The following is a 19562-nucleotide window of genomic DNA, read 5'->3' as shown; positions in this document are numbered from 1 at the left end:
TGGTAACCCCGATGCCCCTTTTCGTAGCCCGTTCCTGATGTCAGGCTGTGAGGGCGGTGCTGTGGGTGATTCGATCAAGGGTGGCGCCCCAGCCATCCCGTGTGCCGCCATCGATGAGGTTCCGAACCTCTTCAGCTGGCAGGTGGTCGGGAAAGTTCACCGTGAGCTCGAGTCGGGTGCCGTCCTGGGCATCCGTGAGGTTGACGCTCACGATGGGCGCCTCCCGCTGGTGGTCTCCCGTGAGGTCCGGCCACCCGCCGACGGCTCCCCACCGAAAAACTAGTTGTACGTCGGGAACGATTTCGAGATACTCCCCGCCGGTTGGGTAGTGAAGTTCCTCATTTACGACCATCTGTTGCCTCCATGCACCGCCCACCCGCAGATCGACCTCTATCGGGGACGCTGGAGCGGGCATGGCCGGGTTATAGAACCAGGCGAGATGTTCCGAATCGGTCCAGGCTTTGAACACCAGGTGGCGGGGTGCTTGCAGATTGCGGGTCAGGGTAAAGCTTCGTTCTGTTTGTGTGTGGTGCGCCATCGGTCTTCCTTCAACTCGGATTCCAGGGCGGGAGCACTCCTAGGAGGCGACGACGAGATCTTGATGCCCGTCGAGGAGTTCACGCACGATGTCCAGGTGCCCGGCATGGACGGAGGTCTCCGTGAGTACCCGATAGATGATCTCGCGCCCATCATGCATGGGTGGGCCTCCGTAGACATCTGCTGGGGGCACCCATCGCGGCGGGTCATCGAGGTCGACGCCAGCGAGGATTGTGTCGCTTTGAACGATCTCCCGCCGATAGGTGGTGATCGCCTCCATCCCCGTCATCGGCTCCGACGCCCATCCGTCATGGAGGTTTTGGATGGCTCTCCGGTCGCCGCCAAGGACGGCCGAAATCCAGAACATCTCATCATCGAATGCCAGATGATTCAGTAGCTGTCTCACGGACCAACCGGAAGGCACCATCACCCGGTGAAGTGCATCCTCTGGTAGCCCCTCGACAGCACGGAGCACATGCTCGCGGCCCGCCGTTAGCTGTGCGAGCAGTTGCGCGTCGCTCACAACCCGGGTTCATAACCGACGAGCCAGTGGAGTCCGTAGCGGTCAACGACCTGGCCGTCGGAGGCACCCCACGGCTTCGGGGTTAGCGGGTCGATGACCGAGCCGCCAGCAGCGAGCTTATCGAACCACTCATGCAGCACTGCCGGCTCGGCGGTACCCAACAACGAAAGCATCATCCCCTCGAACCGGACCGTCTTCCCGCCAGCCCCGGCGTCCGATCCGGCCAGTGCAACGACACCGCTCAGAACTCCGTGCGCGATAGCGTTTCCTGGCCCATCGCTACGACCGAAGTCTTCGTAGGTATGCAAGGCGAGTTCTCCACCGAAAACGTGCCCGTAGAAGCTCAGGGCTTCATGAGCGGTACCAGGGAAACTGACGTAGATCTGGGGCGCCGTCATGGGCATCTCCGACATACGTCGAATGGGCGGGTGCGGGAGGAGTTCATGGTCTGATTCCTGACTGTCATCGGGTAGGGACACAGGTACGTCGGCGCCAATACGCACGTTTCGCCATCCTAGGCGAGGCTGATCGAGCTGAGTAGTAGGAGTTTCGATTTTTCCTCCGCTGTGGGTGTGGTGCGATTGCGACCCGATCATAAAGATTCTGGTTGGCTTTTCCCAATGGGACAAATCCCCTAGGCTGAGCAGGTGCCCAACTCAGTGACCCGCGATTACGTCATTTCCGCCCGACATCTCACCAAGCATTACGGTGACTTCGCCGCGGTCGATGACATTTCCTTCGATGTGCCGGCCGGTGAATCCTTCGGCCTGCTGGGACCCAACGGTGCCGGTAAATCCACCACCATGCGGATGATCGGCGGAGTGTCGCAGCGTACCTCGGGGTCACTGACCATCATGGGTCTCGACCCTGAACAGCATGGTCCCCAGGTGCGCGCCCATCTGGGGGTGGTGCCGCAGCAGGATAACCTCGACGAGGAACTACGGGTCCGCGACAACCTGATCGTCTACGGGAGGTACTTCGGCCTGCCCCTGAGCTACCTCAAGCCCAAGGCGGACGAGCTGCTCGAATTCGCCCAGCTCACCGACAAGGCGAAAGCCAAGGTTGACTCGCTCTCCGGCGGTATGAAGCGCCGGCTCACCATCGCCCGTTCGCTGATCAACGAACCGAAGATCCTGCTGCTCGATGAGCCGACCACCGGCCTTGACCCGCAGGCGCGCCACATCCTCTGGGACCGGCTGTTCCGCCTGAAGGAATCAGGGGTCACCCTGATCCTGACCACCCATTACATGGACGAGGCGGAGCAGCTCTGCGACCGGCTCGTGGTCGTGGACAAGGGCAAGATCATGGCGGAGGGCTCGCCAGCGAAGCTGATCCGCGAGCATTCCACCCGCGAGGTGCTCGAGCTGCGGTTCGGTTCCGAGCGCAACACCACCGTCGCCGCTGAACTCCAGGGCATCGGCGACCGGCTGGAACCCTTGCCCGACCGCGTCCTCATCTACACGCACGACGGCGAAGCCGCCCTCGAGCAGGTCACCGCCCGCGGCCTGCACCCCATCACTTCCCTGGTCCGGCGGTCCTCGCTGGAGGACGTGTTCCTGCGCCTGACCGGGAGGAGTCTCGTTGACTAACCCGCCCAGCCCTGGCGCCGGCGTCGAGCCCGCCGCAACGCCGAAGGGCCCCACCAACAAGACGGCCATCCAGCCGCCAACGACGACGCTACGCGCCCACGCACCGCAGGTCGCGGCCGACCGCGCCAAACGGTTCGGTTCCTGGTACTACGCCGAGCACGCCCTGCGGGTCATGAACGGGTACCGCTGGACCCTCCTCGCCTACAGCGTGGGCAACCCGGTGATGTACCTGTTCGCCATGGGGGTTGGCCTGGCCACCCTGGTGGACCAGAACAGCTCCGATGCGTTCGGTGGGGTCAGCTATCTCGCATTCATCGCACCGGCCCTGCTCGCATCCGCCACCATCATGACCGCCGCCACCGAGTTCACCTACCCGGTGATGGACGGTTTCAAGTGGCGGCGGGTCTACTACGGGCCGCATGCCTCACCACTCGGCGTCCACCAGATTGTCAACGGCTACATCATCGCCATCAGCCTGCGGCTGATCCTCATGAGCGCGATCTACTTTGGGATTGTCGCCGCCTTCGGTGCCTCGCCGTCGGGGTGGGGCTGGTTGGCCGTGCCGGTGGCTGTGCTCTGCGGTCTGTCCTTCGGGTTGCCGCTGATGGCGTATTCGGCCAGTGTGCAGGAAGACAAGGGGCAGTTCGCGTTAGTGATGCGGTTCCTGGTGACGCCCATGTTCCTGTTCTCGGGCACCTTCTTTCCACTCGACACGCTGCCGATCTACCTGCAGTGGATCGGCTGGATTTCCCCGCTCTGGCATGGGACGCAACTGGGCCGGATGCTCACCTACGGCTTCCCGGTGCCGATCTGGCTGGCCGTGATTCACGTGGTGTACCTGGTGGCGCTCGCCGTCCTCGGCTGGCGTCTGGCCCGCAGGACCTACGCACGGAGGCTGGGCAAGTGACCGAGAAGCTGACCCATTCCGCAGCGCCGTCGTCGGCTGACCCGCTGACCGACGCCGACTACCGCATCACCCCGCAGACCCGACGCTTCAGCGCCCTCTACTCCCGCAACGCGAAAGCGGTAATCGCGCGTGGGCTGCGCGCCACGAAAAGCAGTAACTGGCTGATCATGGTCTCGGGCTTCTTCGAGCCGGTGCTGTACCTGATTTCGATGGGGGTGGGCCTCGGCGCACTGGTGGGGACCGTCGTCGGGCCCGGCGGCGAGGAGATCAGCTACGCGGCCTACATCGCACCGGCGCTGCTGGCCGTCTCCGCGATGAACGGCGCCGTGTACGACTCCACCTGGAACGTGTTCTTCAAGATGAATTTCGCGAAGCTCTACCAGGGCATGCTGTACACGTCGCTCGGGCCGCTGGATGTGGCGATCGGCGAGATCTTCCTGGCGCTCCTGCGCGGCGCGATGTACGCCACCGGGTTCACCGCGGTGATGGGCATGATGGGCCTGATCACCACGCCGTGGGCGCTGCTGATGGTCCCGGCGTCGGTGCTGATCGCGTTCGGGTTCGCCTCCTTCGGGATGGGGATCACCAGCTATATGAAGACGTTTCAGCAGATGGACTGGATCAACTTTGTGATGCTCCCGATGTTCCTGTTCTCGGCGACGTTCTACCCATTGAGCGTGTACCCGCAGGGCATCCAGTGGTTCATCCAGGCGTTGCCGCTGTGGCATGGCGTCGAGCTGCTGCGCCAAATCAGCGTGGGCACCTTCACCGCCGCGACGAGCATCCACATCCTCTATTACCTGGTGATGATCCTGGTCGGCATGGTGCTGACCACCAGCCGGCTGCGGAAGCTGTTCCTGAAGTAGCAGTTTGCTGCTCGAAGGGGTTCCATCCCGGAGGGAGGCTGGAACATACTGGAGCATGATTGGAAAGTGGCAAGCCACCGTTTTCGACTGTCCAGACACCGATCGGCTCGCGTCGTTCTACGAGGACCTGCTCGGCATGATCAGGGTCCAGCACGACGACGACGGGTGGATCTCCATCGGCGATGCGCCGGACCGGCCCGCGCTCGGCTTCCAACGGGTGAGCGACTACACGCCGCCCCGCTGGCCCAGCCAGGACCTGCCGCAGCAGGTGCACCTCGATGTTCGGGTCGATGACCTGGACATTGCCGAGGCGAAAGTCCTGGCCTTGGGCGCCGTGAGCATGAACTCAGGCTCCAAAGCCCACCGGGTCTTCCTCGACCCGGCCGGGCACCCGTTCTGCCTCGTCAGCTGGTAACCAGGCCACCGAACTGGCTTACGGTACGAGAGTCGCGTAGACCACGTAGTTGTCGTCAAACTCGCCGGTCTCCGGGTTGTAGCCGTCGCAGGTGATCAGGCGCAGCTCGGCGGCATCAGTATTTCCGTAGACCTCAAGGGTGGGGAACTCGTCTTTCTGGTACTGCTCGCCGCGGTCGACGGCGAACACGGCAGTGCTCCCATCCTCGCGGACCACGTTGATCTCGTCGCCGGCCTGCAGGGCGCGCAGGTCGGCGAACACACCTGGGCCGCCACCGGTCGCATTGACATGGCCGAGCAGGACGGATGGCCCCCGTTCGCCCGAGGTGGGGGACTGGTCATACCAGCTCGCTGGCGCCCCAGGTCCATCGGGCGGCACCTCAAGGGAGCCATTGTCCCGGAGCCCGAGATGCAGCAGCTCGGATTCAGCGGCGATCGTGGGAATGTTGAACGACACCGGCTTGGACGCTTCAAGGACCGCGGGCAGCTCCGGGGAGGGAACCGCACTGGGGGCCTCTGGCGCAGCAGAGGTAGGTGCCGGGCTGGAAGGCGTGGCGGTCGAAGGCGCAGCCGAGGACGACGCCGAAGGGCTCGGCGCGGCAGGCCCCGTGCCTTCAGGGGGTGTGTCGGCACCGCAGGCGGTAAGAATCAAAAGGGCGGTCGCCGCCGAGGCCACAAAGCCTCGACGACGACCGTTTTTAGCGCTGATCATGAAATCAGACTATTCCTTATGCGTTGTCTGCAGCGTTGCGGCGAACAACGTAGGTGCCACCAACGGCAGCAGCCAGAACGAGGCCACCTCCGAGGGCGAGCATGCCCATGTTGTTGGTTGACGTGGACTGTGCAACACCGGTGTCGGCGCCGCCCTCAGGCATTTCACCCATCTGTGAAGCGGTCACAACACCACAGAGTGCTGGTGAGGTGGCGCCCAGTGGAAGTGAAGGCTCGAGGTCCGAGGGAGCGTTGAAGGCCTCTTCGGAGCTTGACGTTGCTGGGTCCAGGCCGTGGATGACGACGACGGCGGTCCCGGCTTCGATGGCGTCGAGGGTCTCGGCGTTCATCTCGAAGGTGCGCTCGATGGAGTAGTTTCCACCCTGGCCGGCGAGCTCAAGGTTCAGGCCGGCAGCTGGGCTGGTGTCGCCGCTGGTGCCCAAAGTGGTCTGGATGCCACCGTAGGCGGCTGCGCCTTCGGTGGTGGAGAGGATGCCGTCACCATCGGCGTCATCGGCCATGGTGGGGCAGGTGCCCTGGGCGCCACCGTGGATGTGCTGTACGTGTGGGTACGGCGCATCCATGAAGGTTTCGCCGAGACCGGAGACCTGAAGGTTTACGGTGGCGGTCTTGTCGTCGATGTCCATCGCGAACGTAGCGGTACCGGTGGTGCCGCTGAGCTGCTGGAAGTCGACGGTGTATGAGCCGTTGGCGTGGTCGGCCATTGCTGGCGCACCGGCCATGGCAACCATGCCGAGGGCGAGGGTGGGGACTGCCAGAAGACGCAAGTTCTTATTCATGTGATTTTTCCTCCATAGAGCGAGTGTTAGCGCGCAATGATCAGCACACATACCAATACTTCGGAGTGGTGCCGATCACGGATGGGTGGGGAATAAAATAAAGTTTTGAGCCTGAGCGTTCGCCAACGGTGGAAGGTTATTCCTTCCCTGCCCCCATTTGCGAGAATGGGGGTATGAAGCCTCTTGGGAACCAGAAACCGTTCGAGACCGGCACCCCAGCGGGAGCGGGCCGAGGCCTGAGCCTGCGCATGGGCACCATCGGGATGAGCATTATGTTGATCGTCTTCCTGGTGGCTGTGGTCTTTGCCGCCAACCAGAACGACGTCGTCGGCTGGCTGGTTGCCATCATCTCGCTGGGCTGGCTCCTGGTCTTCAGCTTCGTGGTCTTCAGCCTCAGGACGGCAGCCCGCAACGCGGCGGCGCGGATCAACGAGGCCCAGCAGCAGTTCGACCGTGCCAACGGCATCCAGGACTCCACCAGCACCGGGGTGGTCGACGAGGCCACTCTGGCCCGCGACATGAAACTGGACCACAGCTTCAAAATTGTTCAGGTTCAGGTGCGGGTAATCCGGGACCATCTGGCCGCGGGGAAGTCCAGCGACGAGGAGACGGTGGGGCGGGCGCTCGAAACCATCGAGATCACGTCGCACAACGCCCGGTCGATGATGAAGAAGAACGATGACGGACCGGTGGAGGGCACCGTTGTCGACTGACAATGGCAACCAACGCCCCCTCCTTGTCGCCCTCATTCATCAGAGCGCTCGGGTAGGGTGGAGCGGGTGAGTTCCACTGCAGCAACGACAGCTTTCACCGACGGATTGTCCCAAGCCAACGGGTCTATCCTGCGAGTCGCCACGGTCAACGTCAACGGCATCCGTGCGGCCTACAAACGGGGCATGGCCGAATGGCTCGCGGAACGGGAGATCGACATCCTCTGCCTCCAGGAGGTCCGTGCACCCGACGACGTCCTTAGAGGACTCCTTGGGGAATCGTGGCACATCCTGCATGCCGAAGCCGAGGCCAAGGGCCGCGCCGGAGTCGCGATCGCCTCGCGAATCGCACCGACCGCAACCCGCACCCATATCGGCGACGACTACTTCGCCACCGCCGGGCGATGGGTCGAAGCAGATTTTGATCTTGGCGGAGTGACCCTCACCGTCGTCAGCGCGTATGTGCACTCGGGTGAAGTCGACAGCCCCAAGCAGGACGACAAGTACCGATTCCTCGACGTGATTTCGGAGCGGCTGCCGGAACTGCGCCGCACCCGGGACCACACCCTGCTGGTCGGTGACCTCAACGTGGGGCACACCCAACTCGATATCCGCAACTGGAAAGGCAACGTGAAGAAGGCGGGCTTCCTGCCCGAGGAACGCGCCTACTTTGACCGGTTCTTTGACGACGAGTTCGGCTTCGTCGATGTGCACCGCCGCCTCGCGGGCGACGTCGACGGCCCCTACACCTGGTGGTCCTGGCGCGGGCAGGCGTTCGACAACGACACCGGTTGGCGGATTGACTACCACCTCGCCACGGAGGGCCTCGCTGCCTCTGCAGCAGACGCCGTCGTCGACCGTGCACCCTCATATGACACCCGCTTCTCAGACCACGCTCCGCTGGTAGTCGATTACCGGCTCTAACTTTCAGGACTCTTTAACCATGACGACTACCACCAACGGTGCACGGCAGCGGGTGCTCTCCGGCATGCAGCCTTCGGGCGAGTCCCTCCACCTGGGCAACTACCTCGGGGCGCTGGTGCACTGGGTGCGGATGCAGGACGAGTATGAGGCAATCTACTTCATTCCCGACCTACACGCGATCACCGTTCCGCAGGAACCGGGCGAGCTTGCAGAACGCACCCGCCGCACCGCCGCGCAGTACATTGCCGGCGGCGTCGACGTTGATAAGTGCACCTTGTTCGTGCAGTCACACGTGCCGGAACACGCTCAGCTCGGGTGGGTGCTGAACTGCATCACCGGGTTTGGCGAGGCGTCACGGATGACCCAGTTCAAGGACAAGTCACAGAAACAGGGCGCCGATGCGGCGAGCGTGGGGCTGTTCACCTACCCCATCCTTCAGGCCGCCGACATCCTCCTTTATCAGCCGGAGGGCGTGCCAGTAGGGGAGGACCAGAGGCAGCACGTCGAACTCAGTCGTGACCTGGCGCAGCGGTTCAACTCCCGGTTTGGCGAAGCGTTCGTGGTGCCGAAGCCCTTCATCCAGAAGGAATCGGCGAAAATCTACGACCTGCAGAACCCCACGGCGAAAATGTCCAAGTCGGCGAGCTCGGCGACGGGACTGATCAACCTGATGGATGACCCGAAGGTGACAGCCAAGCGGATCAAGTCGGCGGTCACCGATACCGATACCGAGATCCGCTTCGATAAGGAAGCCAAACCGGGCATCTCGAACCTTCTCACCATTTACTCGATGCTCACCGGCAAGACCATTGACGACGTCGTCGGGGACTTCCAGGGGCGGATGTACGGGCACCTGAAAACCGAGTTGGCGGACATCGTGGTGACCCACCTTGAGCCGATCCGCCTCCGCACCGAGGAACTGCTCGCCGATCCAGCCGAACTGGACAGGCTCCTGGCCCGCGGTGCCGAGAAGGCACGCAGCATCGCCTCGGCCACCCTCGCCGACGTGTATTCGAAGGTCGGGTTCCTCCCACCGCTGGGCGGTGCGCGCTAACAGTATGGACCAGTCGCTCAGCTCCACCACTACCAGCCACCAGCAGGCACTGGCCGAGGGGATGGCCGTGCCACCGGCAGCCGGTGCCTCGCAGAGCTGCGTCGGTGTGGTCATCGCGGTACCTGAGCCGCTGGCGGCGGAGCTCGGACGCTGGCGCGCATCGTTTGGCGATCCGATGGCTGATCTCATTCCGGCCCACATCACCCTCGTGACAACCACCCCGGCAACGGACTGGGACGCAACCATCAAGCACGTCCGTGAGGTCGCCCGCGGACAGCACGCCTTCACCGTGACGTTGAAAAGTACGGGAACGTTCAGGCCCGTCTCCCCAGTGGTGTTCCTCAACCTGGAGGATGGCTTCGAGCATTGCGTGGACCTGCACACCAAACTCCAGCGCGGGCCACTGGAGCGGTCACTGGAGTTCCCTTTCCACCCGCATGTGACGGTCGCCCACGATGTCAGTGTGGCGAGCCTGGACGGCGCAGAGGCCCGGTTGAAGGGGTTCGAGGCTTCCTTCATGGTCCGTACTATGGGGTTATATGAGCACGATTCGTGCGGTATCTGGCGACTGAGGGAAGAGCTAAGCTTTGGCCAAGATCAAAACCAGGGCGATCACCCCGGCTGAGACCGACTTCTACAACGAGCCTCGTCCGGCCGAGCTAACCCACCTCAAACTGAAGGTGATTGACGCCCGCCGCGATCTGGGCAAGGCGAAACGGCGGGGCACAACGGGTTTGCCACTGATAATGGCGACCACCAACTACCTCCTGGCACGGATCTTCGTCCTCCGGCCAGTGCGGGTGTTCCATCTGTACGCGGTCCGGCGTGGTCCGCTCATGGCAGCGGGCATTGCGTACCGGCTGTTCTTCTCCATGGCATCACTGTTACTCGCTGGTTTCTCGATTCTCGGTCTGGTGGTCTCCGGCAATGCACCGTTGCAGAACCTGATTGTCGAAACGGTGAATTCAGCGGCACCGGGCATCCTCAAAATGGAGGAGGACGGTCCCGGTCTGGCCACCCCCGAACAGCTTTTCAATGCAGGGGATGGCTTGACCCTCACCCTGATCGTCTCCACGATCATCACGGCAATCACCGCCTTGGGCTGGATTGCCGGTGTCAGACAGGCGATGAGAGGCATTTTCGCCCTCCCCCCAATCCCTAGACACCCCATCCTGATCCGGGTCCAGGATCTGGGGACGCTGCTCGTGTTGGGGGTAGCGATGATCCTCACCACCGTGGTTGGCCTGGTTGCCAACACCCTTCTGGACGTGGTGTTCGACTGGCTGGGGTTCGGCGACACCGGGCGGCCTTTCACGCAGCTCGCCGGGGTAGCCATCATGCTGGTCCTGGACTTCGCCGTGGCCGTGGTCCTGTTCCGCCGTGCCTCGGGAATCAATCAGACACGACGCCTGCTCATCCAGTCGTCGCTGGTCACCGCGGTTGGAAGCACCGTGCTGCGGACGTTCAGCACCCTGCTCCTCGGCAGCGTGGGTGGAGGCAACCCACTGTTGGCGCCCTTTACCGTCGTCGTCGGATTGTTTGTCTGGTTCTTCCTGCTCAGCCAGGTCTACCTGCTTGCTGCGGCGTGGGGCGCCATTGGTGCGGCCGACGCCGAAGCGGGGCTCGCTCCACGGCATGGCCGGTCGCTAAAGCAGCGCAGCCGCGTCGCCGGACGGCGGAAAGACTAGCGAGCCTGCGGCGGGGGAGCAGCCCCCGTTAACCAGAAACGTCGGCCCGGTCACGCTGGGTAGCGCGACCGGGCCGACGTTGTCGTTCACCGCAATAAAGTCGTTCACCGCATAATGCGGGTGATAACCAACTAGATCTTGCGGCTCAGAATGGCCTGCTTGACCTCAGCAATGGCCTTGGTGACCTGGATGCCACGGGGGCAGGCTTCGGTGCAGTTGAACGTGGTGCGGCACCGCCACACACCTTCCTTGTCATTCAGGATCTCGAGGCGCATGTCGCCGGCATCGTCGCGCGAGTCGAAGATGAACCGGTGGGCGTTCACGATCGCTGCTGGGCCAAAGTACTGGCCATCGGTCCAGAAGACCGGGCAGGACGAGGTGCACGCGGCGCACAGGATGCACTTGGTGGTGTCGTCGAAGCGTTCGCGCTCCTCGGAGGACTGCAGACGTTCCTTGGTGGGCTCGTGGCCGCGGTTGACCAGGAACGGCATGACCTCACGGAATGACTGGAAAAACGGTTCCATGTCGACAATCAGATCCTTCTCCACGGGGAGGCCCTTGATGGGTTCCACCAGGATGGGCTTCGACGTGTCGAGATCCTTCAGCAGGGTCTTGCAGGCCAACCGGTTACGGCCGTTGATCCGCATGGCGTCGGAGCCGCAGACCCCGTGGGCGCAGGAGCGCCGGAAGGTTACCGTGCCGTCATGCTCCCACTTGACCTTGTGGAGGGCATCGAGCACGCGGTCCGTGCCGTACATGGTGAGGTTCCACTCGTCCCAGTGGGCCTCGTCCGAGACCTCGGGGTTGTACCGGCGGACCTTGAGCGTGATGTCGAACGTCGGAATTTCTCCGCCGCCGCCGATTCCCGGCGCGAGCTCGATTTTGGAGGCTGGTTCTCTTTCGACTGTTTCGGTGCTCATTAGTACTTACGCTCCATGGGCTGGTAACGGGTAAAGACAACCGGCTTGGTCTTCAGACGCACGCCGGATGTTTCGGTGGCCGTTGGATCTTTGTATGCCATCGAGTGGGTCATGTAGTTCTCGTCGTCCCGCTCGGGGAAATCTTCGCGGAAGTGGCCCCCGCGGGATTCCTTCCGGTGCAAGGCAGCGGCGGTCATGACCTTGGCCATGTCGAGCAGGAAACCCAGCTCGACGGCTTCCAGCAGGTCAAGGTTGAAACGCTTGCCCTTGTCCTGGACGGTGACGTGCTTGTACCGCTCTTCGAGACCATCGATGACGCTGAGTGCCTCCAGCAGGGTCTCCTCGGTGCGGAATACCTGGACATTGGCATCCATGATGTCCTGCAGTTCCTTGCGGATCTGCGCCACCCGTTCGCCACCCTCGGAGCTGCGCATCGTGTCCAGCAGCGACTGCGTTTCCGTGAGGGGGTTCTCGGGGATTTCGATGAAGTCGGCGGTCAGCGCGTATTCGGCCGCGTAGATCCCGGCACGCTTACCGAACACGTTGATGTCCAGCAGCGAGTTGGTGCCCAGGCGGTTCGAGCCGTGCACCGACACACACGCCACTTCACCGGCGGCGTACAGGCCCGGCACCACGGTGTCGTTGTCCTGCAGCACCTCCGCCTTGATGTTGGTGGGGATACCACCCATCGCGTAGTGGGCCGTGGGGAACACGGGGACCGGCTCGGTGTACGGTTCCACACCCAAATAGGTCCGCGCGAACTCGGTGATGTCCGGAAGCTTGGCATCAATGTGAGCGGGTTCCAGGTGGGTGAGGTCCAACAGGACGTAATCCTTGTTGGGGCCGCAACCGCGGCCTTCCCGCACCTCGTTGGCCATGGAACGGGCCACAATGTCGCGGGGTGCCAGGTCCTTGATGGTGGGGGCGTAGCGCTCCATGAAGCGCTCACCCTCCGAGTTACGCAGGATCGCGCCCTCACCGCGGGCAGCCTCCGAGAGCAGGATTCCCAGACCGGCCAGGCCGGTCGGGTGGAACTGGAAGAACTCCATGTCTTCCAGGGGGATGCCGCGGCGGAAGGCGATGCCCATGCCGTCACCGGTCAGGGTGTGCGCGTTGGAGGTGGTCTTGTAGACCTTGCCGACGCCGCCGGAGGCGAAGATGATCGACTTGGCCTGGAACACGTGCAGCTCGCCCGTGGCCAGATCGTAGGAGACAACTCCGGCAACCCTGGTCCGCAGCTTGGTCACGCCGTCGACAGTCACTTCCTCCTGAACGGTCAGGAGGTCGAGGACGTAGTACTCGTTGTAGAACTCGACGTTGTGCTTGACACAGTTTTGGTAAAGCGTCTGGAGGATCATGTGACCGGTGCGGTCAGCCGCGTAGCAGGACCGGCGGACGGGGGCCTTGCCGTGGTCACGGGTGTGACCGCCGAAGCGACGCTGGTCGATCCGGCCTTCGGGCGTGCGGTTGAACGGCAGGCCCATCTTCTCAAGGTCGAGCACGGCGTCAATGGCTTCTTTCGCCATTACCTCCGCAGCGTCCTGATCAACCAGGTAATCGCCACCCTTGACGGTGTCGAAGGTGTGCCATTCCCAGTTGTCTTCCTCAACGTTCGCCAGGGCCGCGCACATGCCACCCTGCGCCGCGCCAGTGTGGGAGCGGGTCGGGTACAGCTTGGTCAGTACTGCCGTCTTCGCGCGCTGACCGGATTCGATGGCAGCGCGCATACCGGCGCCGCCGGCACCCACGATTACGACGTCGTACTTGTGGACCTGCATACGTGTTGTTCTTTCTGTTGTTACCGAACGGCCGCGCCGGCGGCCGGAAGCGTCGAGAGCCCTACGGGGCCGGGCAGTATGGCGCTACATGCGCCACGCCGTCGATCACGGGGCACGGATCGAAGGTGAAGATCACCAGGGTGCCGAGCACGATGATAACGACGGTGGAGGCGTAAAGAACGCTCTTGAGCCAGAACCGGGTGGAGTCCTTCTCGGCGTAGTCGTTGATGATGGTGCGTACACCGTTGGTGCCGTGCAGCATGGCCAGCCACAGCATCACCAGGTCCCAGATCTGCCAGATGGGACTTGCCCACTTGCCTGCGACGAAGCCGAAGTCGACACCCTTGATGCCGTCGCCGTCGATCAGCGAGGTCCACAGGTGGACGAAGATCAGCACCACCAGGATGATTCCGGAGATCCGCATAAACAGCCAGGCCACCATTTCAAAGTTGCCCTTGCTGGCACCGGTGCGCGTGTACTCGGGCGCAACGCGTCCCGAGCGGGGACTTTCAATTACTGGGTTAGTCATGGCTTAACCTCCGAAGACAACCGCGAGATGACGGATGGAGAACGCGACCATGGTGACTGCCCACAGCCCGACGACGCCCCAGAGCAGCTGACGCTGATACTTGGGGCCTTTTTTCCAGAAGTCGATCAGGATGACGCGCAGACCATTGAACGCGTGGAACACGATCGCTGCTACCAACCCAAGTTCGCCCAGGCCCATGATGGGGTTCTTATAGGACTCGATCACTGCGTCATAAGCCTCGGGGGACACGCGCACCAACGAGGTGTCAAGCACATGGACCAGGAGGAAGAAGAAGATCACTACTCCGGTAATACGATGGGCTACCCAGGACCACATGCCTTCACGGCCGCGATAAAGGGTGCCTGCTGGTGTCTTCGACACTGAAATAACCTCCCCTGCAACGCCCGGCGTTTGCGTGTCTGCCACGCAGGTAAGACGCCGATGCGAAAGCACTCTTCACTTGATCCTAATGTAGGCTCCGTCACCTGCGCAGACAATTTAGGCTTCCCTACGCTGTGACATTCTTAACAGGGGCTATGGTGGCGGGCCTCTTGACAGGCGCCGACCGGGTCAACGCACGCCGCGAACGCGTTGAGCCGCGAGAATTTTGTGGAGTGCACTACCGTGGAAACGATGACTACGCAAAGGGCTGGTGCCCAAAATCCAGACGAGGCGCTCCGACGTTTCTACGGCGTAATACCCGCCGGAGGGGTCGGGACGCGTCTCTGGCCGCTGTCGCGGGCCGCTGCTCCCAAATTTCTGCACGACCTGACCGGATCCGGCAGTACCTTGATCCGTGCCACCTACGATCGGCTCGGGCCCCTGACCGGGGACCGCATCATGGTGGTCACCGGGAAGGTGCACCGTCGTGCAGTCCTGAAGCAAATCCCGGAAATCCAGGACGCCAATCTGGTCCTGGAGAGTGAGCCCAAGGACTCCGCGGCGGCGATCGGCCTTGCTGCAGCGATCCTGTACCAACGCGACCCCGAGATCATCATGGGCTCTTTCGCAGCCGACCAGGTCATCACCCCGGTCGAGGTGTTCCAGGAGGCAGTCCGCGAGGCGATCCACACCGCAGCGCAGGGGTATATCGTCACCATTGGAATCAAGCCCACCCTCCCCGCCACCGGATTTGGGTACATCAGGGCCGGCAGGAACCTCCACATCGAGGGTGCGCCCAGCGCCCACGCCGTCATTGAGTTCGTCGAGAAACCTTCCGAAGAGGTGGCGCGCGGCTACCTTGAGACCGGAGATTACAGCTGGAACGCCGGGATGTTCGTCGCCCCGGTGGCACTGATGCTCCGCCATCTGGAAGCGAACGAGCCCGAGCTCTACACGGGCCTGACCGAGATTGCCCGGGCCTGGGATACCCCATCACGGGTCGAGGTTGCCCGGCGGGTCTGGCCTACCCTCCCGAAGATCGCCATTGACTACGCTGTCGCTGAACCGGCCGCCGCTGCCGGCGACGTCGCGATGATTCCGGGGAACTTCAGTTGGGACGACGTCGGGGACTTCGCCGCCATCGGTCGCCTGAACCCGGCCATCGAAAACAGCAAGCTGACCGTGATGGGCGAAGGGGCCAGGGTATTCTCCGACAACGCCTCGGGCATCGTCGTCTCGGATACCAAACGGGTGATCGCGTTGATCGGAATCGACGACGTCGTTATTGTCGACACCCCCGATGCCCTGCTCGTGACCACCAAGGAGCACGCCCAGGAAGTGAAAAAGGCCGTCGAGCACCTGCGCGCCAGCGGCGAAACCGACGTCCTGTAGCTCCACTGGGGTGCATCCGGGCGCTTCATGCTGCCACACAGTTCTATGGTGTGGACCGGCTGTGGCTAGGCTGGAGTGGTGCAAACCAACCGCAGTGCGCCACCCGTTCCGTCAGCAGCCCCTCCCATCGGCGTGTGGCTTGCCCCCATGCTCGAGGAGCTGACCCGGTTCCGGCGCGATCTGCACATGCACCCCGAACTTTCGCACAAGGAATACCGCACCACAGACCAGCTGGTCGAACGCCTGGCGGCGGCAGGGTTGGCGCCGCAGCGGCTCGAATATACGGGCCTCTACGTCGACATTGGTGAAGGCCCCATCCGCTTGGGGCTGCGCGCCGACATTGACGCGCTGCCGGTACTTGAAGAGACAGGGCTGCCGTACGCCTCGGCGTCGACCGGGATCGCCCACGCCTGCGGGCACGACATTCATGCGACGGTGATGCTCGGCGTTGCGCTGGTCCTGGCGAAAATGCACGACGACGAACCGCTGGGCGGCCGCATCCGAGTCATCTTCCAGCCTGCTGAAGAGATGATGCCCGGTGGTGCGCTGGAAGTCATTGAGCAGGGAGTGCTCGCCGATGTGCCCCGCATTGTTGCGTTGCACTGTGATCCCCACATCGACGTCGGCCTCGTGGGTACCCGGATCGGCGCGATCACCTCCGCGTCGGACACCGTCCGGGTGGAGCTCACCGGGAGGGGCGGGCACACCTCACGCCCCCATCTGACCGAGGACCTGGTGTTCGCGCTGGCGAACATTGCCGTGAACGTTCCAGCCGTGCTGTCCCGCCGAATCGACGTCCGCAGCGCCGTCTCGGTGGTTTGGGGGCAGATCCACGCCGGCAGCGCACCAAACGCGATCCCCGGCCACGGTTTCATGTCCGGCACCATGAGGTGCCTGGACGGGGAGGCCTGGGAGGCTGCCGGTGATCTGTTGGACAGTACCGTTCGCCAGATCGCCGCGCCCTTCGGCGTCGACGTCCACCTGGAACACACCCGCGGAGTGCCGCCGGTCATCAACACCGAGGCGGAGACCGGCCTGCTCGAAGCGGCGGCCCGGGCGGAACTGGGTCCGGACGCCGTCGTGCTCACCCCGCAGTCGATGGGCGGCGAAGACTTCGCCTGGATGACCCAGGCAGTGCCCGGCGCCATGATGCGTCTTGGCACACGGACCCACGGTGGCGAGACCTACGACCTGCACCGCGGCGACTACAACCCCGATGAGCACGCCATCAGCTGCGGGGTCCGGGTGATGGCCAACGCGGCCCTCCGGGCCATCCGGGGTGTGAGGTACTAGGTCGAGTCAGAACCCCGGGGTGAGTCGAAACCCTCCTGGGGTGTTGGGGCCGGACGGAATAGAGCCGGTACGGGGCGGGTTACCCCCATGTGAGTACATCAGTGAATACCCGTCCGCCCCTGTCAGTCCTCGATCTCGCCACAGTGGGCGTCGGAAAGTCCTCCGGGCAGGCACTAGCCGACAGCACCACCCTTGCGCAGGCAGCCGACCGGTTGGGGTTCAGGCGCTTCTGGGTTGCCGAACACCACAACATGCCTGCCGTTGCGTCCACCTCCCCGCCCGTCCTGATGGCGCATCTGGCGTCAAGGACCGAGCGGATCCGGCTCGGCTCCGGGGGAGTGATGCTCCCCAACCATGCGCCATTTGTCGTCGCCGAGCAGTTCGCGCTGCTCGAAGCGCTCTACCCGAACCGCATTGACCTGGGCATCGGCAGGGCCCCCGGCACGGATCAGGTCACGGCGATGGCGCTGCGGCGGCAAGCCGGTGGTCTTGGCGTGGAAGAGTTCCCCCAGCACGTCCTCCAGGTAATGAGCCTGCTCGGCGACCACCGATCGCCGGATCAGGCGCTGAATCTGGTTGCAACGCCGTCGGCAACCAGTTCCCCCGAGGTCTGGCTGCTGGGCTCCAGCGGATATTCCGCGCAGCTCGCCGGCATGCTCGGCGTCCGGTACAGCTACGCCCATCACTTCGGCAACGAGGACCCGGCAGCCATCATGAACCTCTACCGGTCCAACTTCCAGCCCTCCCCGGTCCTCGATGAGCCGCACTCCATGCTGGCCACGTCGGCGCTCACCGCCGACACCGAGGAGGAAGCGCAATACCTGGCCGGCCCCGCCCGGATCATGGCGTTGGCTCTCCGTTCCGGGCAGCTGGGCCCGATCGTCTCCCCTGAAGCCGCCGCAGCCCGCGTTCTCACGGACCAGGAACTTATGGTGCTCGATCATCTCCCGGCCATCAAGGCAGTGGGCACACCGGCACAGGTGGTCCAACGCCTCGATGACCTGGTCCAGCGCACTGGGGTGAACGAGCTGATGGTCACCGGAACCACGTACGACGTCGCCTCCCGGATCTCCTCGTTGGAGGCGCTGAGCGCCGCGTGGTCCGAGAGTGTTTCCAACGCAATACCCGTTGGTAACAAATCCTGAACAATGTGATTTCCGTCGCCTGATTTGGTAGGTGCGAGGCCGGCACGCCGCTAGAGTATGCTCATATCGTGCCGGCCCCGGCACGGGCCCAGTGCCTACGAAAAATCAGTGAAAACAGAGCTCTGCACACGTTCGCGTGGTAACGGGCGGTCACTCATTGAGGTCTTCAGCCGTGGGGCCCATTTCTTTCTGGAGGAATTTTGAAGAACTCACAGCGCACCACTACGCGCCTCAACAACAAGACGGCCCTTTCAGCCGCGATGCTTGGTGTTTCGGCACTGCTGCTCGCAGGTTGCGGCGCGGCACCTGAAGACACCGCAGGCTCGGATGAGAGTGCCGAAGCAACTGCAGCCTCGATCGACTACACCGGTTGCATCGTCTCTGACCAGGGCGGTTTCGACGACGAGTCGTTCAACCAGTCCAGCTACGAGGGCATCACCGCTGCCCAGGAAAACCTCGGCATTGAGGTCCGCCAGGCCGAGTCGCAGGCCGAGACTGACTTCGGCCCCAACGTCAACTCGATGGTCACCGAGGGTTGCGACATGATCGTCACCGTCGGATTCCTCCTCTCAGCAACCACCGCCGAGGCAGCCGAGGCAAACCCTGACACCAACTTCGCCATCGTCGATGACAACCAGATCGAGCTGCCGAACGTCAAGCCGATCATCTACGACACGGCCCAGGCCGCCTTCCTCGCCGGCTACACGGCCGCTGGCACCACCGAGACCGGAACTGTAGCCACCTACGGCGGCATCCAGATCCCGACCGTCACCATCTTTATGGACGGTTTCGCAGATGGCGTTGCCTACTACAACGAGCAGAAGGACGCCGACGTCCAGCTACTCGGCTGGGACAAGGAAGCTCAGACCGGCACCTTCACCGGCGACTTCGAGTCCCTCGCCAACGGCAAGACCAACACCGAAAACTTCATCAACGAAGGCGCCGACATCATCATGCCGGTCGCCGGTCCTGTTGGTGCAGGCACCATTGAAGCAGTCGAGGAAGCCAACGCCGACGGCGCCGACGCCAAGGTGATCTGGGTTGACTCCGACGGATTCCTGACCGTCAACGCCGGTAACGAGTACATCCTGACCTCGGTCATGAAGCTCATGGGCGAGGCAGTTGAAGAAGTTATCAGCACCGACGTTGATGACAGCTTCGACAACACCCCGTACGTTGGCACCTTGGAAAACGGTGGCGTGGCCCTCGCGCCATTCCACGATCAGGAGGACGCCGTGTCCGAGGAACTGATGGCCGAGTTGGAAGAGATCGAAGCCGGCATCATTTCAGGGGACATCGTTGTGGAATCTGAAGCCAGCCCACAGCAGTAACAGCTCTGGCATAACGCGCCGCCGCTCCGCGTGAGGATATACCGCACACGGACCGGTGGCGCGTTTTGCG

22 protein-coding genes are annotated in these 19562 nt (G+C 63.2%); 13 read left to right on the top strand and 9 right to left on the bottom strand.

The features are described 5' to 3' along the window. Window positions 1-40: 40 nt before the first annotated feature. Genes ACX80T_RS11070 through ACX80T_RS11060 form a run of 3 tightly spaced genes read right to left on the bottom strand, consistent with a single transcriptional unit; the run spans window position 41 to window position 1458 of the window. Window positions 41-538: an SRPBCC family protein gene (locus tag ACX80T_RS11070; protein WP_459304435.1), complete on the bottom strand. Its 498-nt coding sequence runs from the start codon at window positions 536-538 to the stop codon at window positions 41-43. Between the two features lie 39 nt (window positions 539-577). After that, entirely contained in the window at window positions 578-1060 is a 483-nt protein-coding gene (locus ACX80T_RS11065; RefSeq protein ID WP_459304434.1) for a mycothiol transferase, read from the bottom strand. Then, on the bottom strand, window positions 1057-1458 hold the full coding sequence (locus tag ACX80T_RS11060) for a VOC family protein (RefSeq protein ID WP_459304433.1): 402 nt from the start codon (window positions 1456-1458) through the stop codon (window positions 1057-1059). Before ACX80T_RS11060 ends, ACX80T_RS11065 begins: the two co-directional genes overlap by 4 nt. 261 nt (window positions 1459-1719) lie before the next feature. Here ACX80T_RS11060 and ACX80T_RS11055 point away from each other — a divergent pair, with 261 nt between their 5' ends. From ACX80T_RS11055 to ACX80T_RS11040, 4 genes are read left to right on the top strand one after another with little or no spacing between them, the layout of a single operon-like run. Then, the gene (locus ACX80T_RS11055; protein WP_459304472.1) at window positions 1720-2649 is read left to right on the top strand and encodes an ABC transporter ATP-binding protein; all 930 of its coding nucleotides are present in this window, start codon (window positions 1720-1722) and stop codon (window positions 2647-2649) included. Beyond that, a complete protein-coding gene (locus tag ACX80T_RS11050; RefSeq protein ID WP_459304432.1) occupies window positions 2642-3556 on the top strand; it encodes an ABC transporter permease in 915 nt (304 codons plus the stop codon). The genes ACX80T_RS11055 and ACX80T_RS11050 overlap by 8 nt, the downstream gene beginning before the upstream one ends. Window positions 3557-3600: 44 nt before the next feature. Beyond that, window positions 3601-4422 carry an ABC transporter permease gene (locus tag ACX80T_RS11045; RefSeq protein ID WP_026040971.1) on the top strand — a complete coding sequence of 274 codons (822 nt, stop codon included), beginning with the start codon at window positions 3601-3603 and terminating at the stop codon, window positions 4420-4422. Window positions 4423-4477: 55 nt separating this feature from the next. Next, the gene (locus ACX80T_RS11040) at window positions 4478-4837 is read left to right on the top strand and encodes a VOC family protein (protein WP_019481989.1); all 360 of its coding nucleotides are present in this window, start codon (window positions 4478-4480) and stop codon (window positions 4835-4837) included. A gap of 18 nt (window positions 4838-4855) precedes the next feature. Here the strand turns inward: ACX80T_RS11040 and ACX80T_RS11035 are convergent, their stop codons facing one another. Next, complete coding sequence (locus tag ACX80T_RS11035) at window positions 4856-5548, bottom strand: class F sortase (RefSeq protein ID WP_459304431.1); 693 nt, start codon at window positions 5546-5548, stop codon at window positions 4856-4858. Between the two features lie 16 nt (window positions 5549-5564). Further along, on the bottom strand, window positions 5565-6347 hold the full coding sequence (locus tag ACX80T_RS11030) for a CHRD domain-containing protein (protein ID WP_019481991.1): 783 nt from the start codon (window positions 6345-6347) through the stop codon (window positions 5565-5567). A gap of 173 nt (window positions 6348-6520) precedes the next feature. On the opposite strand from ACX80T_RS11030, the gene ACX80T_RS11025 reads away from it, so the two are divergent. From ACX80T_RS11025 to ACX80T_RS11005, 5 genes are all read left to right on the top strand, one after another. Continuing rightward, window positions 6521-7060 (top strand): hypothetical protein, encoded by a 540-nt coding sequence (locus tag ACX80T_RS11025; protein WP_459304430.1) that lies wholly within the window; start codon window positions 6521-6523, stop codon window positions 7058-7060. Window positions 7061-7165: 105 nt separating this feature from the next. After that, a complete protein-coding gene (locus tag ACX80T_RS11020; protein WP_459304471.1) occupies window positions 7166-7981 on the top strand; it encodes an exodeoxyribonuclease III in 816 nt (271 codons plus the stop codon). 19 nt (window positions 7982-8000) lie between these two features. After that, window positions 8001-9035 (top strand): tryptophan--tRNA ligase, encoded by a 1035-nt coding sequence (gene trpS, locus ACX80T_RS11015; protein WP_459304429.1) that lies wholly within the window; start codon window positions 8001-8003, stop codon window positions 9033-9035. Then, window positions 9025-9660 carry a 2'-5' RNA ligase family protein gene (locus ACX80T_RS11010; protein ID WP_459304428.1) on the top strand — a complete coding sequence of 212 codons (636 nt, stop codon included), beginning with the start codon at window positions 9025-9027 and terminating at the stop codon, window positions 9658-9660. The genes trpS and ACX80T_RS11010 overlap by 11 nt, the downstream gene beginning before the upstream one ends. Continuing rightward, a complete protein-coding gene (locus tag ACX80T_RS11005; protein WP_459304427.1) occupies window positions 9623-10723 on the top strand; it encodes a YihY/virulence factor BrkB family protein in 1101 nt (366 codons plus the stop codon). The genes ACX80T_RS11010 and ACX80T_RS11005 overlap by 38 nt, the downstream gene beginning before the upstream one ends. A 131-nt stretch (window positions 10724-10854) precedes the next feature. Here the strand turns inward: ACX80T_RS11005 and ACX80T_RS11000 are convergent, their stop codons facing one another. The 4 genes from ACX80T_RS11000 to sdhC form a co-directional block, all read right to left on the bottom strand. Further along, on the bottom strand, window positions 10855-11643 hold the full coding sequence (locus ACX80T_RS11000; RefSeq protein WP_019483694.1) for a succinate dehydrogenase iron-sulfur subunit: 789 nt from the start codon (window positions 11641-11643) through the stop codon (window positions 10855-10857). Further along, entirely contained in the window at window positions 11643-13421 is a 1779-nt protein-coding gene (gene sdhA / locus ACX80T_RS10995) for a succinate dehydrogenase flavoprotein subunit (RefSeq protein WP_459304425.1), read from the bottom strand. Before sdhA ends, ACX80T_RS11000 begins: the two co-directional genes overlap by 1 nt. 61 nt (window positions 13422-13482) lie before the next feature. Then, a complete protein-coding gene (locus tag ACX80T_RS10990) occupies window positions 13483-13950 on the bottom strand; it encodes a succinate dehydrogenase hydrophobic membrane anchor subunit (protein ID WP_459304424.1) in 468 nt (155 codons plus the stop codon). 3 nt (window positions 13951-13953) lie between these two features. Beyond that, complete coding sequence (sdhC, locus tag ACX80T_RS10985) at window positions 13954-14331, bottom strand: succinate dehydrogenase, cytochrome b556 subunit (RefSeq protein ID WP_083850950.1); 378 nt, start codon at window positions 14329-14331, stop codon at window positions 13954-13956. 252 nt (window positions 14332-14583) lie between these two features. Between sdhC and ACX80T_RS10980 the strand changes: the two genes are divergently transcribed. The 4 genes from ACX80T_RS10980 (at window position 14584) to ACX80T_RS10965 (ending at window position 19492) form a co-directional block, all read left to right on the top strand. Next, window positions 14584-15723, top strand: coding sequence for a mannose-1-phosphate guanylyltransferase (locus tag ACX80T_RS10980; protein ID WP_019483690.1), 1140 nt, complete (start codon window positions 14584-14586; stop codon window positions 15721-15723). A 147-nt stretch (window positions 15724-15870) separates the two neighbouring features. Further along, window positions 15871-17016: an amidohydrolase gene (locus ACX80T_RS10975; RefSeq protein WP_459304470.1), complete on the top strand. Its 1146-nt coding sequence runs from the start codon at window positions 15871-15873 to the stop codon at window positions 17014-17016. 101 nt (window positions 17017-17117) lie between these two features. Further along, on the top strand, window positions 17118-18161 hold the full coding sequence (locus ACX80T_RS10970) for an LLM class flavin-dependent oxidoreductase (RefSeq protein ID WP_459304423.1): 1044 nt from the start codon (window positions 17118-17120) through the stop codon (window positions 18159-18161). Window positions 18162-18361: 200 nt separating this feature from the next. Next, window positions 18362-19492: a BMP family lipoprotein gene (locus tag ACX80T_RS10965; RefSeq protein ID WP_116778913.1), complete on the top strand. Its 1131-nt coding sequence runs from the start codon at window positions 18362-18364 to the stop codon at window positions 19490-19492. Window positions 19493-19562 lie beyond the last annotated feature (70 nt).

It is taken from the genome of Arthrobacter sp. Sr33, from assembly GCF_054511195.1.
This window is presented reverse-complemented; position numbering and strand designations above follow the sequence as displayed.

Bases quoted from the DNA above. Each gene is read 5' to 3' on its own strand.
- ACX80T_RS10990 (WP_459304424.1), bottom strand. From the start codon at position 13,950: ATGACTAACCCAGTAATTGAAAGTCCCCGCTCGGGACGCGTTGCGCCC.
- trpS (WP_459304429.1), top strand. From the start codon at position 8,001: ATGACGACTACCACCAACGGTGCACGGCAGCGGGTGCTCTCCGGCATG.
- ACX80T_RS11035 (WP_459304431.1), bottom strand. From the start codon at position 5,548: ATGATCAGCGCTAAAAACGGTCGTCGTCGAGGCTTTGTGGCCTCGGCG.
- ACX80T_RS10980 (WP_019483690.1), top strand. From the start codon at position 14,584: ATGACTACGCAAAGGGCTGGTGCCCAAAATCCAGACGAGGCGCTCCGA.
- ACX80T_RS11025 (WP_459304430.1), top strand. From the start codon at position 6,521: ATGAAGCCTCTTGGGAACCAGAAACCGTTCGAGACCGGCACCCCAGCG.
- ACX80T_RS11070 (WP_459304435.1), bottom strand. From the start codon at position 538: ATGGCGCACCACACACAAACAGAACGAAGCTTTACCCTGACCCGCAAT.
- ACX80T_RS10975 (WP_459304470.1), top strand. From the start codon at position 15,871: ATGCTCGAGGAGCTGACCCGGTTCCGGCGCGATCTGCACATGCACCCC.
- ACX80T_RS11060 (WP_459304433.1), bottom strand. From the start codon at position 1,458: ATGACGGCGCCCCAGATCTACGTCAGTTTCCCTGGTACCGCTCATGAA.
- ACX80T_RS11040 (WP_019481989.1), top strand. From the start codon at position 4,478: ATGATTGGAAAGTGGCAAGCCACCGTTTTCGACTGTCCAGACACCGAT.
- ACX80T_RS11030 (WP_019481991.1), bottom strand. From the start codon at position 6,347: ATGAATAAGAACTTGCGTCTTCTGGCAGTCCCCACCCTCGCCCTCGGC.
- sdhA (WP_459304425.1), bottom strand. From the start codon at position 13,421: ATGCAGGTCCACAAGTACGACGTCGTAATCGTGGGTGCCGGCGGCGCC.
- ACX80T_RS11000 (WP_019483694.1), bottom strand. From the start codon at position 11,643: ATGAGCACCGAAACAGTCGAAAGAGAACCAGCCTCCAAAATCGAGCTC.